Source organism: Cupriavidus cauae, from assembly GCF_026210475.1.
In the GTDB taxonomy this organism is placed as follows: Bacteria; Pseudomonadota; Gammaproteobacteria; order Burkholderiales; family Burkholderiaceae; genus Cupriavidus; species Cupriavidus cauae.
Genome location: NZ_CP080294.1, coordinates 1891402 through 1908228, shown reverse-complemented (window position 1 = coordinate 1908228; position 16827 = coordinate 1891402). Strand labels below are relative to the sequence as shown.

Annotated in this window: 17 protein-coding genes; 8 read left to right on the top strand and 9 right to left on the bottom strand. The window is 67.0% G+C overall.

What is annotated here, in order from left to right:
- Positions 1-5: 5 nt before the first annotated feature.
- The 3 genes from KZ686_RS23765 to KZ686_RS23755 form a co-directional block, all read right to left on the bottom strand.
- Positions 6-1163, bottom strand: a complete 1158-nt coding sequence (locus KZ686_RS23765; protein WP_265633880.1) for an acyl-CoA dehydrogenase family protein — start codon at positions 1161-1163, stop codon at positions 6-8.
- A 171-nt stretch (positions 1164-1334) separates the two neighbouring features.
- On the bottom strand, positions 1335-1793 hold the full coding sequence (locus KZ686_RS23760) for a MaoC family dehydratase (RefSeq protein WP_149316009.1): 459 nt from the start codon (positions 1791-1793) through the stop codon (positions 1335-1337).
- Between the two features lie 28 nt (positions 1794-1821).
- Positions 1822-3045: a CaiB/BaiF CoA transferase family protein gene (locus tag KZ686_RS23755; RefSeq protein ID WP_150083878.1), complete on the bottom strand. Its 1224-nt coding sequence runs from the start codon at positions 3043-3045 to the stop codon at positions 1822-1824.
- Positions 3046-3359: 314 nt separating this feature from the next.
- Between KZ686_RS23755 and KZ686_RS23750 the strand changes: the two genes are divergently transcribed.
- The 4 genes from KZ686_RS23750 to KZ686_RS23735 all read left to right on the top strand — a co-directional run bounded on the left by KZ686_RS23750 (position 3360) and on the right by KZ686_RS23735 (position 6856).
- Positions 3360-4334 carry a Bug family tripartite tricarboxylate transporter substrate binding protein gene (locus KZ686_RS23750; RefSeq protein ID WP_407648634.1) on the top strand — a complete coding sequence of 325 codons (975 nt, stop codon included), beginning with the start codon at positions 3360-3362 and terminating at the stop codon, positions 4332-4334.
- A gap of 85 nt (positions 4335-4419) precedes the next feature.
- Positions 4420-5214, top strand: a complete 795-nt coding sequence (locus KZ686_RS23745) for a crotonase/enoyl-CoA hydratase family protein (RefSeq protein WP_265633878.1) — start codon at positions 4420-4422, stop codon at positions 5212-5214.
- 68 nt (positions 5215-5282) lie between these two features.
- Complete coding sequence (locus KZ686_RS23740) at positions 5283-6206, top strand: LysR family transcriptional regulator (RefSeq protein ID WP_265633877.1); 924 nt, start codon at positions 5283-5285, stop codon at positions 6204-6206.
- A 158-nt stretch (positions 6207-6364) separates the two neighbouring features.
- Positions 6365-6856, top strand: coding sequence for a flavodoxin family protein (locus KZ686_RS23735; RefSeq protein ID WP_149316014.1), 492 nt, complete (start codon positions 6365-6367; stop codon positions 6854-6856).
- A 21-nt stretch (positions 6857-6877) separates the two neighbouring features.
- Here the strand turns inward: KZ686_RS23735 and KZ686_RS23730 are convergent, their stop codons facing one another.
- The 3 genes from KZ686_RS23730 to KZ686_RS23720 all read right to left on the bottom strand — a co-directional run bounded on the left by KZ686_RS23730 (position 6878) and on the right by KZ686_RS23720 (position 9762).
- Positions 6878-8251 carry a HipA domain-containing protein gene (locus tag KZ686_RS23730; RefSeq protein ID WP_226105806.1) on the bottom strand — a complete coding sequence of 458 codons (1374 nt, stop codon included), beginning with the start codon at positions 8249-8251 and terminating at the stop codon, positions 6878-6880.
- On the bottom strand, positions 8248-8562 hold the full coding sequence (locus KZ686_RS23725) for a helix-turn-helix domain-containing protein (protein WP_150083875.1): 315 nt from the start codon (positions 8560-8562) through the stop codon (positions 8248-8250). The genes KZ686_RS23730 and KZ686_RS23725 overlap by 4 nt, the downstream gene beginning before the upstream one ends.
- Before the next feature lie 306 nt (positions 8563-8868).
- Positions 8869-9762 carry a LysR family transcriptional regulator gene (locus tag KZ686_RS23720; protein WP_265633876.1) on the bottom strand — a complete coding sequence of 298 codons (894 nt, stop codon included), beginning with the start codon at positions 9760-9762 and terminating at the stop codon, positions 8869-8871.
- A 101-nt stretch (positions 9763-9863) separates the two neighbouring features.
- Between KZ686_RS23720 and KZ686_RS23715 the strand changes: the two genes are divergently transcribed.
- The 4 genes from KZ686_RS23715 to KZ686_RS23700 all read left to right on the top strand — a co-directional run bounded on the left by KZ686_RS23715 (position 9864) and on the right by KZ686_RS23700 (position 13665).
- The gene (locus tag KZ686_RS23715; RefSeq protein WP_149316016.1) at positions 9864-10781 is read left to right on the top strand and encodes a dihydrodipicolinate synthase family protein; all 918 of its coding nucleotides are present in this window, start codon (positions 9864-9866) and stop codon (positions 10779-10781) included.
- A gap of 80 nt (positions 10782-10861) precedes the next feature.
- A complete protein-coding gene (locus KZ686_RS23710; RefSeq protein ID WP_149316017.1) occupies positions 10862-11821 on the top strand; it encodes a Bug family tripartite tricarboxylate transporter substrate binding protein in 960 nt (319 codons plus the stop codon).
- Positions 11822-11936: 115 nt separating this feature from the next.
- Positions 11937-13367, top strand: coding sequence for an aldehyde dehydrogenase family protein (locus KZ686_RS23705; protein WP_265633875.1), 1431 nt, complete (start codon positions 11937-11939; stop codon positions 13365-13367).
- A gap of 79 nt (positions 13368-13446) precedes the next feature.
- On the top strand, positions 13447-13665 hold the full coding sequence (locus tag KZ686_RS23700) for a hypothetical protein (RefSeq protein WP_265633874.1): 219 nt from the start codon (positions 13447-13449) through the stop codon (positions 13663-13665).
- Positions 13666-13680: 15 nt separating this feature from the next.
- Here the strand turns inward: KZ686_RS23700 and KZ686_RS23695 are convergent, their stop codons facing one another.
- From KZ686_RS23695 to KZ686_RS23685, 3 genes are all read right to left on the bottom strand, one after another.
- A complete protein-coding gene (locus tag KZ686_RS23695) occupies positions 13681-14091 on the bottom strand; it encodes a PIN domain-containing protein (protein ID WP_265633873.1) in 411 nt (136 codons plus the stop codon).
- On the bottom strand, positions 14078-14311 hold the full coding sequence (locus KZ686_RS23690) for an AbrB/MazE/SpoVT family DNA-binding domain-containing protein (protein ID WP_149316020.1): 234 nt from the start codon (positions 14309-14311) through the stop codon (positions 14078-14080). Before KZ686_RS23690 ends, KZ686_RS23695 begins: the two co-directional genes overlap by 14 nt.
- A gap of 99 nt (positions 14312-14410) precedes the next feature.
- Entirely contained in the window at positions 14411-16774 is a 2364-nt protein-coding gene (locus KZ686_RS23685) for an ATP-dependent DNA helicase (protein WP_265633872.1), read from the bottom strand.
- Positions 16775-16827: the final 53 nt, after the last annotated feature.

Below are 16827 nucleotides of genomic sequence, written 5' to 3'. Positions count from 1 at the left end.
ACGCCCTAGCGTAGTCCCAGGCTGCGGGCAATCATCCCGCGCAGGATTTCCCGCGTGCCGCCGCGCAGCGAGAACGTCGGCGAGATCTGGCTCAGATAGCTCACGGTGCGATACAACTCCGCGTCGGCAAGGGTGCGCGGATCGCCGGCGATGACGGCCTCGAACGCGGCCGGAATCTGCTGCTCCAGCGTCGTGCCCAGGTCCTTGACCAACGCGGCCTCCGCCACCGGGCTTTCGCCGGCCGCCAGCCGCGCGGTCACCGCGATCGACATCTGCCGCAGCGTGGCCAGCTGCGCGCAGAAGCGGCCCAGCAGCGCCTGCTGTTCCGGCGTGGCGCCATCGCGGCGAAGGCGCGCCGCCCACAGGTCCAGCAGCACCACGCTCGAGTAGATCCGTTCCGGACCGCTGCGCTCGAAGGCGAGTTCGGCATTGACCTGTTCCCAGCCGCTGCCCTCGTTGCCGATCAGCGCATAGTCGTCTAGCGGCACGTTGTCGAATACGACCTCGGCGAAATGCGCGTCGCCGGTCAGGTCCTCGATCGGCCGCACGGTGACGCCGGGCAACGACAGGTCGACGATGAACTGCGACAGCCCTTTCTGCTTGTCCTCCGGCACGCCGGAGGTGCGCACCAGCGCGATCATGTACTGGCAGTGCGGGGCATTGGTGGTCCAGATCTTCTGGCCGTTCAGCGTCCAGCCCCCGGCCGTGCGGGTCGCGCGGCTGCGCACGCTGGCCAGATCGGAGCCCGAGTTGGGCTCGCTCATGCCGATGCAGAAGAAGCTCTCCCCGCGACAGATCGCCGGCAGATGGCGGCGCTTCTGCGCCTCGGTGCCGTAGCGAAGAATCAGCGGACCGCTCTGGCGATCGGCGATCCAGTGGGCCGCGACCGGGGCGCCGGCGGCCAGCAACTCCTCCACCAGCACGAAACGGCGAAACGGATCGAGTCCCGCGCCGCCGTACTCCGGCGGCAGCGTGATGCCGACCCAGCCGCGTGCCGCCAGCCGGCGACTGAAGGCTGCGTCGAACCCCATCCACGACCGCGCGCGACGATCGGCGGGCGCATCGGGCAGCTGTTCGGCGAGAAAGCGTTTGACTTCGGTGCGGAAGGCCTCCGCCTCGGGCGGCAGGCTCGCACGAACGAAGTTATCGAGAAGGCTGGACACTGCGTCTGGCTCCGATGCGTTCCATGTTTGGCAGCTTCATGGTGGTTTCCAGGCCTCACACGTCCGATGCCGTGAGGGGCGTGATGGGCGTGAGGGGCGTGAGGGGCGTGAGGGGCGTGAGGGGCGTGATTGGCGTGATTGGCGTGATCGGCTTCACTGGCCTCGATGGCGTCAATATCGCATCTGGATCAGCCAGGTCGCCACCATCGCCGGCCGCTCCGCGCCCTCGACCTGCAGCTCGACCTGCCAGAAACACCGCACCTCCCCCGGCCGCACGTCCTCGATCCGCTGCAGCGCGAAGGTGCCACGCAGCCGCGAGCCGGCCGGCACCGCGCCGGTGAAGCGGACGCGGTCGAAGCCGTAGTTCAGCGACAGCTTGCGATTGGGGAAGCGGTAGCACTGCCCGAATGCGGCGGTGACCATCGACAGCGTCAGCAGCCCGTGGGCGATCGTGCAGCCATACGGCGATTCGGCCGCCGCGCGCACAGGGTCGACGTGGATCCACTGCCGGTCGTGCGTCAGTTCGGCGAACGTATCGATGGTGCGCTGATCGAGCGTGAAATAGCCGCTGACCGCGGCCGGCGCGCCGACCGCCGCGCGCAGTTCGTCCAGCGATCCGATGGTCTGCATGACGTCAGTCCGCCTTCAGGTCCATGGGTCAGATCACGCCCTTGGCGCGCAGCGAGTCGAGTCGCGCGTCGTCGAAGCCGAGCTTGTCGCGCAGCACCGCCTCGGTATGCTCGCCCAGCGTCGGCGCGGCGCGTTCGTACTGGATCGGCGTGGCCGACAGCCGGATCGGATTGGCCAGCCCCGGGGCCTGCACGCCTGCGCCATGGGGCAGCGACAGCTGCATGCCGCGATGCCGCACCTGCTCGTCTTCGAACACCTGCTGCATGTTGTAGATCGGCCCGCACGGCACGTTGGCCGCCTCCATGCGTTCCACCCACTCGGTCATCGTGCGCGTCAGCATCGCTTCGGCGATCTGCGGAATCAGCGCGTCGCGGTTGCGGTTGCGTTGGCCGGCGGAGGTGAAGCGCGGGTCCGTGGCCAGTTCCGGCCGGCCGATCACCTCGCACAGCGCGCGGTATTGCGCATCGTTGCCGACCGCGACGATGACGTCGCCCTCGCGGCAGCGGAACACCTGGTACGGCACCATGTTCGAATGCGCGTTGCCCATCCGCTGCGGGATCTTGCCGGACAGGAAGTAGTTGATCGCCTGGTAGGAGTTGATGGTCACCACGCAGTCGAGCAGCGCCATGTCGATGTACTGCCCTTCGCCGCTGACATTGCGATGCTCCAGCGCCGCGAGGATCGCGGTGCTCGCATACATGCCCGTCAGCAGGTCCGTGATGGCGATGCCCGATTTGATGGGGCCGCCGCCGGGCTCGCCGTCCGGCAGGCCGGTGATGCTCATCAGCCCGCCCATGCCCTGGAACACGAAGTCGTAGCCGGGCAGCGCGGCATAGGGGCCGGACTGGCCGAAGCCGGTGATCGAGCAGTAGACCAGGCGCGGATTGAGCGCGCGCAGGTCGTCGTAGCCCAGGCCGTAGCGCGCCAGCGTGCCGACCTTGTAGTTCTCCACCACCACATCGGCCTCGCGCGCCAGCTCGCGGATGATCTGCTGGCCCTCGGGCGCGGCCAGATCGACGGTAATGGACTTCTTGCCGCGATTGGCGCTGAGGAAGTACGACGAATCGGCGGTTTCCCGACCCTCCGCGTCCTTCAGGAACGGCGGGCCCCAGGCACGCGTATCGTCGCCGACGCGCGGACGCTCGACCTTGATGACTTCGGCGCCCATGTCGGCGAGGTTCTGCGTCGCCCAGGGGCCGGCCAGAATGCGGGTCAGGTCCAGAACCTTGATATGTGCCAGTGCGCCTTTCACCGGTGGTCTCCTGTGGCTGCGATTGCGCTGCGATCGGGCGGCGATCGGGCTGCGATCGGGGATGCGATCGGGGATGCGAATGCGGCAAGCGTAGTGAAGGCGTACGCGCGGCGTCCAATATCGAATCGCCATCGATTGATAGCGATCGTTTATCGCAGTGGGCCCGGTAGGAGCGCCGGGATGGGCGACGCAGCGATAAGTTTTGTATATCGCCTCGCGCCGAATTCATATTGGACACGCCGCGGAAGTGTCTCTTAGCCTTGCGCTCGAGCCTCGCAGCCATGACGGGGCGCCGACTGGAGAGAGACATGCTGATGACCCGCCCGGGCCGGCTGCTGGCCGCCGCCCTCTGCCTCGCGGCGCTTTCGCTGAGCGTTGCCGCGCCGGCGCGAGCCGACTACCCGAACCGGCCGATCCGTCTCGTCGTGTCGTTTCCGCCGGGCAGCGGCACCGATTCCACCGCCCGCTACGTGGCCCGCAAGCTCGAGGAAAAGACCGGCCAGTCGGTGGTGGTCGAGAACCGGCCCGGCGGCAACAGCTTCATCGCGGTGCAGACGGTGACCCGCGCCGAGCCTGACGGCTACACGCTGCTGCTGGCCAGCAATTCGCCGGTGGCGACCAATGTCGCGATGTTCCGCCAGCTGCCCTACGATCCGGTCGCGGAACTGGCGCCGATCGCACGGCTCGGCGTGGGCGCGATGGCGCTGGTGGTCAATCCGGCCTCACGGTTCCATACGGTGGCCGAACTGGTCGCGCATGCCCGCCAGCAGCCGGGCAAGCTCAATTACGGCGCCGGCAGCGCGTCCTATCAGATCGCGACGGAACTGTTCCTGACGCAGGGGCAAATCAAGGCCAACCACGTCCCCTACAAGGGCGCGGCGCCGGCGCTGACCGACGTCGCCGCGGGCCAGGTCGATTTCGCCTTCGCCGACTACGGCGCGGTGCTGCCGCTGCTGCAGGCGGGCAAGCTGCGGCTGCTGGCGGTGACCAGCGAAAAACGGCTGGCCACGCAGCCGAATACGCCTACGCTGCAGGAGAGCGGTTTCCCCGGCTATTTCATGGTCAACTGGACCGCGGCCTTCGCGCCGGCGAAGACGCCGCGCCCGGTGGTCGAGAAGCTGGAGAAGCTGCTGCTGGAAATCAACGCCGCGCCGGAGACCGCCGAGTTCTTCGCCCGCACCAACTGGGATGTCTTCACCGGCAACGCCGCCGAGCTGCGGCGCTTCCAGCTGGCGGAGATCCGCAAATGGTCGGACGCGGCGACGCGGGCCGGCATTCCGAAGCAATAGCGCGGACCGACAACGACACCGACACCGACGACGACAACCACGGCGACGGCGACCGCCGTCGGCAACCCACCCAACGAGGACCACCATGAGCCAGTTCCTGGACTATGCGCAGCAGGGTCATATCGTGACCCTTACCCTGAACGAGCCCGCGCGCCGCAATCCGCTGACCGGCAACACCGCGGTGGCCGAACTGGTGGCAGCGGTGGACCGCATCGATGGCGACGACTCGGTGCGCGCGGTGATCCTGACCGGCGCCGGCACCGTGTTCTCGACCGGCGGCGACATCCGCGACATGGAGCGCCAGGCGTCGGGCACGGTGCCCGGCATGGAGATCCGGCGCGACTATCGCCGCGGCATCCAGCGGCTGCCGCTGGCGCTGTTCAATCTGGAGGTGCCGGTGATCGCCGCGGTCAACGGCCCGGCCATGGGCGCCGGACTGGACCTGGCCTGCATGTGCGATCTGCGCATTGCATCCGAGACCGCGCAATTCGCCGAGAGCTTCGTGCGGCTGGGCATCATTCCCGGCGATGGCGGCGCCTGGCTGCTGCCGCGCATCGTCGGCCTGTCGCGCGCCGCCGAAATGATCTTCACCGGCCTGCCGATCGATGCCGCGCGGGCGCTGGATTGGAACCTGGTATCCCAGGTGGTGCCGGCCGACCAGTTGCTGCCGACCGCGATGCGGCTGGCCGAGGCGATTGCCGCCAATCCGCCGCAAGCGGTGCGCCTGGCCAAACGGCTGCTGCGCGAGGGGATGCACACGCGGCTCGACACGCTGCTGGAAATGTCCGCGACCTTCCAGGCGATGTGCCACCAGACCGAGGAGCACCGGCAGGCGGTGACGGCCTTCCTCGAGAAACGGAAACCGGCGTCCCGAAGCTGAGCGGCGGGCGCGGCAGCGGCGATCGGTAAGATGTGGGCTTCGCCACTGCCCGCGCGCCGCCCTGCCCCATGGATTTCCGACGCATCCGGCATTTCGTCGTTCTCGCGGAAACGCTGAACTTTCGCCGCGCCGCCGAACGGCTGCATATCGCGCAGCCCGCGCTGACCGTTTCGATCCAGAAACTGGAACAGGAGCTGGAAACGCAATTGTTCGTGCGCGAGACGCGCGGTGTCACGCTGACGCCGAGCGGCCACGCAGCGCTTGGCGAGGCGCGGCGCATCCTGTTCCATGCCGGCCATTTCCGCGAGGCGGCGCACGCCGCGGCCAGCGGCATGGGCGGAACACTGCGTATCGGTTTCGTCGGCTCCACCACCTATCACCTGCTGCCGCAACTGGTGTCGCACTTTCGTGCCGAGTATCCCGCGGTGGAACTGACGCTGAAGGAGGCCACCTCGGCATCGATCGTCAAGCAGCTCGAGGACGAGGCGCTGGACGTCGGCCTGGTGCGCATCCCGCTGCTGCAGGCCGGCAGGATCACGCTGGCTCCGCTGGAGCACGACCGCTTCGTCGCCGCGCTGCCGCGCCATCATCCGCTGGCCGGGCACCGATCGCTGACGTTGTCCGAGCTGGCCGGCGAGCGCTTCGTGATGTACGCCCGCGAGGAAGCCTCGGGGCTGCACGCCGCCGCGATGACCGCCTGCCAGCTGGGCGGCTTCCAGCCCCGCATCGCGCAGATCGCGACGCAGATCCAGACCGTGATGGCGCTGGTGGAGAGCGGGCTTGGCATCGCACTGGTGCCGTCGATCATGCATCGCTTCGCCAACGAGCGGCTGGTGTGTATTCCGGTGGACGACATGCCCGGTGCCGCAGCCATCGGGCTGGCACTGGCCTATTGCGACGAAACCGAGACCCCGGCGGGACGGCACTTCCGCCAGGTCGCGCAGTCCGCCTTTCCCGTCGGAGGGGCGGCCGAGGCGCCATCGTCGCGCTGACGTCCGCGCGGCACGGCACGCCGGAGACGGCGTGCTACATTGCCCTCGTATCGAGGGCCGGAACCCATACCGGCATAAATTCCCGCACAGATACCCGCACAGATACCCGCACAGATACCCGCACAGATGCCCGCATACATACCCGTACACAAGCACCGATGAAGACGCTGCTGATCGTCTACCACACGATGACCGGAGGCACGCAGCAGATGGCCGAAGCCGCGGCCAACGCCGCGCGGACGCAGCCGGACGTCGAGGTCAGGCTGCTGCGCGCCACCGAGGCGCAACCCGACGATGTGCTCAAGGCCGACGGCTATCTGTTCGCGACGCCGGAGAACCTGGCCGCGATGTCAGGGTTGATGAAGGACTTCTTCGACCGCTGCTATTACCCGGTGCTCGACCGCGTCAATGGCCGCCCCTATGCCGCGATGATCTGCGCCGGCAGCGACGGCCAGAACGCGCTGCGCCAGCTCGACCGCATCGCCACCGGCTGGCGCCTGCGCTCCGTGGCGCCCGGGCTGATCGTCTGCACGCATGCGCAGACGCCGGAGCGCATCCTCGCACCGAAGCAGATCGGGGCCGACGACCTCGCGCGCTGCGCGGAACTCGGCGAAGGCCTCGCCGGCGGGCTGGCGCTGGGGGTGTTCTGAAGAACGACTCCGGCTCGGGTTTCAGAGGAGATCGGCTTTCACGCGGCGTACTTGCGTTGCGATCTGAGCCATGCGCCGCGCCTGCGCTTGCACAAATTCCGCAATGCGCCGCACGAGTTCACGCTCCTGCCCAACATAGGTATCCGATTCCGCGAGCCTCGGCGCAAGATTGGTCGCCGCCTGGGCCATCCGGGTCATTTCCCGCTGCAACAGGGACGCCTTGACGCCGATGCGGCTGCCGAAGTCCGCCATCGCGAACGGCGTCAGCGCTTCCAGCTGGAATTCGTCGCCATACGCCATGGCCAGCTCCTGCTCCACCGCATCGCCATAGACACCCACAGACACCAGGTCGTACAGCGGTGCCGGGCTGATGCCCTTCGCGCTGACAAAAAACGAGATGTTCTTGCCGTGCGCGTCGCAGTTGCCAAGCAGGACATTGAGCAGTGCCCAGCGCAACATGAACGCGCGCGCCATGGCCGGCACGGCGAAAAAACGGTTCAGGGCAAACAGCTTCTCGAAACTGGCTCCATCCCGGACATGCATAACGTCCTTCGTGCTGCCGAAGTTGCGCTCGTATTTGTAGCCCACGGGCAGGTCCATCGCCTGGCACCCGTCGATGACGTGCAACCGTCGCACATCCCGTACCGTCTCTCCGTCGGCGGCATCCCATGTCACGACGCGATCGAAACGCTGTATCAGCAGTATCGGCGCAGGAATCCGCCATATCTGCACGGGTGCAACGGGCAGGCCCATCTCGGCGGCGAGCCTCATGCAATAGTGTTCGTTCGCGACCAGGCTCTCCCACTTCGCATTGATGGACTCCGGCTTCAGGATATGGGTAGAACTGAGTCGGCCGTCCGCCAGCGCAATGCGGTCCCCTTCCACCAGCACCTGCAATTTGTCCTGGAATCCGGCGACCGAGAGCCTGACCCTGCCATCCCAGACAGGAAAGGGCACATCGCGATTGCGATCGGCGATGCGCTGATTCAGTTCTTCCCGCGAGATCTGGCGTTTTTCCGGCATGAACGCGGTGTGCTGCTCTGCCGGGTCCGGGGAGGGCTCGTCCTCCGGCACGAAGCTCAACGCGCCAACCGGCTCCTTGCCGAGCAAGCGGATCAGGGCGAAGGTATTCGACTTCGCGATGTGATGATGCGCAGCGGCGACCTCCAGCGCCCTGCCCTCGGGCAGCAGATTGGCGAGAAAACGCGCGACCGTATCGGGATCGCTGGGCTCCCCACGCAGGGGCAGGTGCGGGGAAAGCGGAAATCGATCGTTGCGGCGAAGCCAGCCTGGGTCGTACGCGAACGCGTAACGGCCAGCCAGGCCTTGGCGGGGCTCGTAAGTCAGGCGGCCCACGGTCGCCTGCTGCGAAACCACGCGGAGTGAGTAAGTCATGCGCTGCCTTTGTCAGTGGAATTTGCGGCGCGCTCGGCCAGCTGCTCCTCGACCAGCAAGGCGTCGCCCTTGGGAACGACAAGCATCTTCAGGCCCAAACCGTCCAGCACCTTCATCAGGCTGTCCAGGCTGACGGACCTGCCGTTCTCCAGACGGGACAGCAGGTCCTTCGACACCCCCAGCAAATCGGCCGCATCGTCGATTCGCAACTGGCCCCGTGCGCGCTGGCTACGCACCAGCGAACCGAGCGAGTCAAGAGTTTCCACGACCGGGCTTAGGGACTCGTCGGGCAGAGGTAGTTTTCTCACCATGATTAACGTTCCGTTGCCGTGCAGACCACACATAGGCGCGCCGTCACCATTTCATAGTTCCGACATTCACGGAACAATATGGTCCGATGTGTAAAATGTAGCACATTGTTCCACAATCACAAGGAATAATGAGCCAGATGATCTCGGATATTTCTTAGTTCCTGATTTTACGGAAGTAAGGCGACAGGACCGGAACTCGCACCCATTGTTCCTGATCCATCGGAACAATAAAGCGACATTGGGGAGCCATCAGACCGATCGGTACCAACCGCGCACTTCTGCGGTCACGGCAATACGCGCTGCTTTTCAACCCGGCGATGACTTGCGCTCCAGCACCCCCCGCACGGCCGCCGCCACCCGATGCGGATTGCCCTTTCGCCAAACGAGATGCAGTTCGACATCGAGCCCGACCTGGTCGTCGATCGGGCGGAAGCGCACGCCGGCATAACCAAGCCGCCATGCCGACTGGGGCACCAGCGCGACCCCCATGCCGGCGTCGACCAGCGACAGGATCGAATGCGTATGGCTGAGCGTCTGCACCGTGTCGGGCGCCACGCCCTCGGCGCGCAGCCGGCCGGCGACGATCTCGTACAGATAGCGCGATTCGGAGCGGCAGAACTCGATGAAGGGCTGGCCTTCGAGCGCGGACAGGGGCAGGCGTTCGGCCTGCAGCAGCGGATGCCCGACCGGCGCGGCCAGCACGAAGGGCTCGCGCAGCAGCGGCGCCGATTCGACGAAGCTGCGCGGCGCAAACGGGCGCACCAGGCCCAGTTCGATGCGGTCGGCGGCGATTGCCTCGAGCTGCGCGTCGGTCTGCATTTCGCGCAGCGACACGTGGACCTCCGGCAGGCTCGCGCGGATCGCGCCCAGCAATTGCGGCAGCAGCGCGAAGCTTGCTGCCGGGATGAACCCCATCGATACGCTGCCGGCATCTGCGCGCATCGCCCGGCGCGCGGCCAGCTTGGCCGCCTGGCTGCGCCGCAGGATGTCCTCGGCCTCGCGCAGGAAGATCGCACCCGCCGGCGTCAGGCGAACCCCGCCGCCCGAGCGGTCCAGCAATTGCACCCCGACCTCATGTTCGAGCAGCTGGATATGCCGCGTCAGCGGCGGCTGCGTCATGTTCAGCAAGGCCGCGGCCCGGCCGAAATGCAATTCGGTCGCGACGGCCACGAAGCTGCGCAGATGGGATAGCTGGAACACGATTCAAATCTTGAATTGGGTAATCGCCAGTTTGGATTGGACGGCAGCAGCGGGGGCTTTCTACAGTAGCGCCTCTCATGTCCATTCCATCAGGAGTTCAAGTGGCGACTTTCGAAGGTTCCGCGCTGCGCGAGGCGCTCAATGGCATTTCCGGAATCCTGGTCACGCCGTTCGACGCGAATGATACCGTCTCGCCCGGTCCGCTTTCGGCCGTGGTCGACCGGGCCGTCGGCGCCGGCGTGCATGTGCTGGTCGCCAATGGCAATACCAGCGAGTTCTACGGCCTGCGGGAGCAGGAGGCGGTGCGCATGGTCCATGTCGCCGCCGAATACGTGGCCGGCCGGGTGCCGCTGCTGGCCGGCGTCGGACGCAGCGTCCACGAAGCCTGCGCGCTGGCCCGCGCCTCCCGCGAAGCCGGCGCCGACGCGCTGATGGTCCATCAGCCGCCCGATCCCTTTGTCGCGCCGCGCGGCGTGGTCGCCTATGTGCAGAAGATCGCCGAGGCCGGCCAGGGCCTGCCGCTGGTGCTCTATCTGCGCAACGACAACATCGGCCTGGCCGCCATCGAAGCGCTGTGCCGCATTCCCGAAGTCATCGGCGTCAAGTGGGCCTCGCCAACGCCGATGATGCTGGCCGAAGCGATCCGCCGCACCGCCGACCGCGGGCTGGCCTGGGTCGGCGGACTGGCCGAGGTCTGGGCGCCGCCCTTCTATGCGGTCGGCGCACGCGGCTTTACCTCCGGCCTGATCAACGTGATGCCCGAGCGTTCGGTGGCGATCCACCGCGCGCTGGAAGACGGCAACCATGCGCTGGCGATGCGCCTGATCGGCGAGATGCTGCCCTTCGAGGATCTGCGCGCCCAGGAAAACAACGGCACCAACGTCACGGTCGTCAAGGCCGCGCTGCAACTGATGGGCAACGACTGCGGCGCCGCACGGCCGCCCTCGGCGTGGCCGCTGACCGAGGCCCAGCAGCGCCGCCTGCACGAGCTGATGTCCGGCTGGGGGCTCGCACGCTGATTTCATCGCGGGCGACTGCCCGCTGCGCAGTGAGGGGACGTGCCGCGTCCCACTACAAGAAACTTCATTGGAGACTATCGATGCCATTTCGTCGCACCCTGCTTGCCTTCTGCGCCTTTGCCTCGCTGACCGGCGGCGCGCTCGCGGAAACCTATCCCGCCCGTCCCATCACGATCGTCATCGGCTCCAGCCCCGGCAGCGCCACCGACGGCCTGGCCCGCGCCCTGGGCAACGAGGTGACCCGGCTGACCGGACAGGCCGTGGTGATCGAGAACCGCGCCGGCGCGATGGGCGGCATCGCGGCCCAGACCGTGGCGCGTGCCAAGCCCGACGGCTATACGCTGTTCATCACGACCAACACCACGCAGGCCGCCAATCCGCATCTGCTGAAGAAGCTGCCCTACGACCCGATCAAGGATTTCACGCCCGTCTCGATGCTGACCAAGGGCTACCAGCTGCTGGTCGTCAATCAGAACGTCAAGGCCAACAGCGTCGCCGAGCTGATCGCCCTGGCGAAGAAGGAGCCGGGCAAGCTGACCTACGGTTCGGGCAGTTCGTCGGCACGCGTCGCCGCCGAACTGTTCCAGCAGATGAGCGGCACCGAGATGACCCACGTCCCGTACAAGGCCAATCCGCCTGCGGTGGTGGACCTGGTCGCGGGCCAGACCGACCTGATGATCGTCGACCTGCCGGCCAGCCTGCCGCAGGTGCGCTCCGGCAAGCTGCGGGTGCTGGGCTTCAGCGGTCCCAAGCGCTCGGCACTGGTGCCCAATGTGCCGACCATCGCCGACACGCTGCCCGGCTATGAGGCCGGCTACTGGAACGCGCTCTATGCGCCCGCCAATACCCCGCAGCCGGTGGTGCAACGCCTGAGCGAACTGGTCCATCGCGCGCTGGCCACGCCGAGCGTGCGGCAGGTCGTCGAGCAGAGCGGCCAGGAAATCGCGCTGTCGAGCGCCGAGGAGCTGGGCCGCTTCCAGCTCGCCGAACTCGACCGCTGGGGCCGCATCATCCGCACCGCCGGCATCGAGAAGGAGTGATCGCCGGCGTTCCCGCGCCGGCGGGAATCCAGCGTCTGCGCAAGCCGCTGGGTTCCCGTCTTCGCCGGGGCGACGTCGATGCCGCAGCGCCGATCCGTTGAACAAGGAAGCTACCGTGAAATCGCACTACATCGCCGGCGAATGGGTCGCCGGCAACGACAGCAGCGCCAACGTCAATCCGTCCGATGTGTCGGACATCATCGACCACTACGCGCAGGGCGATGCCGCCCTAGTCGACCAGGCGGTCCGCGCCGCGCGGCAGGCCTTCGGCAAGTGGTCGCTGTCGACGCCGCAGCAGCGCTTCGATGTGCTCGATTTCGTCGGTAACGAGCTGCTGCAGCGCCGCGCCGAGCTGGGCGACCTGCTGGCGCGCGAGGAAGGCAAGACGCTGCCCGAGGCGACCGGCGAGGTGGTGCGCGCCGCGCAGATCTTCAAGTTCTTCGCTGGCGAGGCGCTGCGTACCGCGGGCGAGGTGCTGCCGTCCGTGCGCCCCGGCATCGGTGTCGAGATCACGCGCGAGCCGATCGGCGTGGTCGCGCTGATCGCGCCGTGGAACTTCCCGATCGCGATTCCCGCGTGGAAGATCGCCCCGGCGCTGGCCTACGGCAATTGCGTGGTGTTCAAGCCCGCGGAGCTGGTGCCGGGTTCGAGCTGGGCGCTGGCGGAGATCCTGAGCCGCTCGGGCCTGCCGGCCGGGGCGTTCAATCTGGTGCTCGGCCGCGGACGCGATGTCGGCCAGCGGATGGTCGAACATCCGCAGGTCGACGCGGTCAGCTTCACGGGCTCGGTGACCACCGGGCGCAGCATCGCTGCGCAGGCCTGCCACCGCATGGCGAAGTTCCAGCTGGAGATGGGCGGCAAGAATCCGCTGGTGGTCACCGACGATGCCGACCTCGAGCTTGCGGTCGAAGTCGCGCTGCAGGGCTCGTTCTATTCGACCGGCCAGCGTTGCACCGCGTCGAGCCGCATCATCGTCACACAGGGCATCCACGACCGCTTCGTTGCCCGGCTCGCCGAGCGGACCGCGGCACTGGTGGTCGGCGACGCCCGCGATGCGCGCACGCAGATCGGCCCGGTGGTCGACGCGCGCCAGCTCGAACAGGACGAGCGCTACATCGCCATCGGCAAGGCCGAAGGCGCGCGGCTGCTGTGCGGCGGCGAACGGCTGTCGCTCGGCAAGGACGGCTTCTACCTGAGCCCGGCGCTGTTCGTCGAGTGCAGCAACGACATGCGGATCGCGCGCGAGGAGATCTTCGGGCCGGTGGCCGCGGTGATCGCGGCCCGCGACTACGAGGAAGCGCTGGCGCTCGCCAACGATACCGAATTCGGGTTGTCCGCCGGCATCTGCACCACCTCGCTGAAGCTGGCGACGCATTTCAAGCGCCACGCGCAGGCCGGCATGGTGATGGTCAACGCGCCGACCGCCGGCGTGGATTTCCACGTGCCGTTCGGCGGACGCAAGGGATCGAGTTATGGTCCGCGCGAACAGGGGCGGTATGCGCAGGAGTTCTACACGACGGTGAAGACGGCGTATACGGCGGCTTGATGGCTACCCCATGGCGGCTTGACGCACCGGCCGCCCCGCTTGGAATGCGGCCATTCCACCATCAAGCGGGGCATGGCCAATGGAGTCGGTCATCGGGTTCGTGGCGCGGTTCGCGATGTACGTGCTGTTCCAGTTCGTCCTCTACTGGCCGGGCTGGCTCGTACTGAAGATCGTCACGCTGGGGCGATATCCTGCCTCGCCACTGCGGCGCGAAGCGTGGTACGAGTTCGAGTTCGTTGCGGTCGTGGGCATGCTTGCCGTCGCGGGGATCGTGATGGCCATCGCGGCGCTGGCGTAGCGGGCAATCGGCAGCCTAGAGAAAAGGATTCCGTATCGTCAGGCCGTCCTCGACGATCAGCCCGTCGTGCATGTCCTCTGTGTACAGGATCTGACATCCGCTCATGGAAGCGGTAGCGACGATGCAGGCATCGTAGAACGCGAAGCCATGCCGTTCAGCCAGTCGCCGTGCAGAGTCGTGGATATCGACTGTGAGTGGGACCACAGTGCAAAAACTTTTCACCGCGTCCACCAGGTCCGCGATCTCGTGCCAAGCCATATCCAGCTTTCGGACGCATACGCTGGTCACCTCGTTCAGCACTTGAACGCTGATCGTCGGCCGCGTCCTCAGCAAGGCTTCAGAACGGTTTGCTTTCCTGGCGTCCTCCGACAGCAAATAAAGAACGACGTTGCTATCAATGAACGCGCTGCCTTTAGGTTCTCTCATTCGCCTCATCCCGACTGAACTTGAAGTCAGCTGGCAGCCTTCCACGCAGCTGTCTTACCCGCTCCAGCAACACATCGGCACCGGGCTTTTTTCGGACAGCGAAGGTCCGCGGGTCGTCGACCACAATCTCGATGTCGTCACCTTCACGCAATTCGAGCGCCTCCACGACGCTGGACGGCAGACGCACAGCCAAGCTGTTACCCCACTTCGCTACCTGCATGGCTTTCTCCTTGGATATACATTGGAAATTGTATATCCAGAGCAAACCGAATGCTAATGCCTTCTTAGGCACACCAGCATGCGCATTGCCGCTCCCGAATTACGCATCGACCCGCCACCATCTCGGCAACAACTCCCGCACCGACCGCTGCGCAAACCGGTCGTCGATCAGATACACCACGCCGCGGTCCTCGCTGGTGCGGATCACCCTGCCCGCCGCCTGCACGACCTTGCGCAGGCCTGGATACAGGTACGCGTAGGCATAGCCGTCGCCGAACGTGTCCTCCAGCCGGCTGCGCAGCTGCTCGTTGACCGGATTGAACTGGGGTAGGCCAAGCGTGGCGACGAAGGCGCCGATCAGGCGGTCGCCGGGGAGATCGACGCCCTCGGCAAAAGGCCCGCCCAATACGGCAAAACCCACGCCGCGGCCGCCCGGCTGGAAGGCGGCGAGGAATTCGGCCTGCTCGCCCTCGTCCATGCCGCGCGCCTGCGACCAGATCGGGATATCGGCATGCCGCTGCGCGAACAGGGCCAGCGCATCGCCCAGGTAGTCGTGGCTGCTGAAGAACGCGAGATAGTTGCCCGGACTGTCGCGATACTGCGCGGCGATCAGTTCGACGATATCGGGCAGCGAGCGCTGCCGATGCGCGAAGCGGGTCGAAATATGCGACGCGACGCGAACGCGCAGCTGCTCCGGCTGGAATGGCGACGGCACCTCGTGCCAGACCCATCGCTCCGGCAGGCCCAGCATATCCGCATAGTAGGACGCCGGCGCCAGCGTGGCGGAGAACAGCGAGACGGAATGCGCCGCCGCCAGCCGCGGCCGCAGGAAATGCGCCGGCACCAGGTTGCGTACCCCCAGACGGACATTGCCGTGCGCGCCGCGCGCCGGCATGCGCGTCATGTCGAACACGGAATGCGGACCGATCTGTTCGGCGAGCCGGCAGAATTGCAGCACATCGAAATAGAAGCGCTGCAGCGCCGGGTCCTGCTCGGTGGGCCGCTCCGTGAACCGCTCCAGCAACGCAGCGCACAGCCCTTCGAAGGCATCGAGCAACGGCGCCGGGACTTTCGCCTCGGCCCGATAGTCGCCGGCCAACATCTTCGCCGCGGCATTCCATTGGCGGCCGACGCGATCGAACGCGCGGCGCAGCTCCACCGGCGCCTGCCGCCGCAGCGCGCGGAATTCGGCCTGATCGAGCGTGGCGCTGTACATGTCGCGCGCCCGCTCCGGCAATTGATGGGCCTCGTCCACCAGCACGCTGACGCGCCAGCCGTCGTGCAGCGCAAAGGCATGCAGCAGCGCGGTGCGGTCGAAGTAGTAGTTGTAGTCGGCCACCACCACATCGCTCCAGCGCGCCATTTCCTGGCTCAGGTAGTACGGGCAGATGTCGTGGGCCAGCGCGATCTCGCGGATGTGGCCGCGGTCCAGCATCGTCCGCCGCGCCGCCTGCGCACGCGCCGCCGGCAGGCGGTCATGGAAGCCGCGCGCCAGCGGACACGCTTCGCCGTGGCAGGCACGCCCCGGATATTCGCAGGCCTTGTCGCGGGCCACCATCTCCAGCACGCGCAGCGGCATCGCTTCCCGCTGCGCGGCCAGCCCGCGTGCGGCTTCCAGCGCCAGCGCCCGGCCGGTCGAGCGCGCAGACAACACGAACAGCTTGTCGATCTTCTGCTTCGGCATCGCCTTCAGCGCGGGGAAGATTGTGCCGACCGTCTTGCCGATGCCGGTGGGCGCCTGCGCGAGCAGGCAGCGGCCGGAGAGGTTCGCGCGATAGACCGATTCGGCGAGTTCGCGCTGGCCGGCCCGGAATCCGGCATGCGGAAAGGCAAGCGCCTCCAGCGACAGATCGCGCTCGGCGCGATGCGCCAGCTCCTGCTCGGCCCAGCCGATGAAGGCACGGCATTGCGCCTCGAAGCAGTCGCGCAGCGCCACCGCGGTAAAGCGCTGCGCCTCGGTTCGCTCGCGCCCGCTGACGATATCGAAATAGACCACCGCGATCTCGATGTCTTCGAGATCTTCGCGCTGGCACATCAGCCAGCCGTAGGCCTTGGCCTGCGCCCAATGCAGATGCCGATGATGGGCCGGCACCTCGGCCGCATCGCCCCGCACGGTCTTGATTTCCTCGAGCCGCCGCAGCGCGGGATCGTAGCCGTCGGCACGGCCGCGCACGCGCAGCGGACCGAAGTCACCGCTCAGCGCGATTTCGGTCCGATAGCCGGCAGGCCGGCGGGACGTCACGGTGGCATGGCCCGCCATGCCCTCCTGCGCGGTCGGCGAAGGGGTGAACCGCAGGTCCAGATCGCCGGCGCGGGCGGTGAATTCGCAAAGCGTGCGGACCGCGACGATGTAGCGTGGTTCGCCGTCGGCCGCCACCACTGGCCCGGCTTGCCCGCACGGCGAAGCGGCGGGCCGGTCCTTGGCGGTGGCGGGAGAATCGGGCGGAATAGCGGCGGCGGACATCGGTAACGGCTGGGGATCGCGCCATTTCGTTGGGGCCGTTCGTTAGCGTCGTT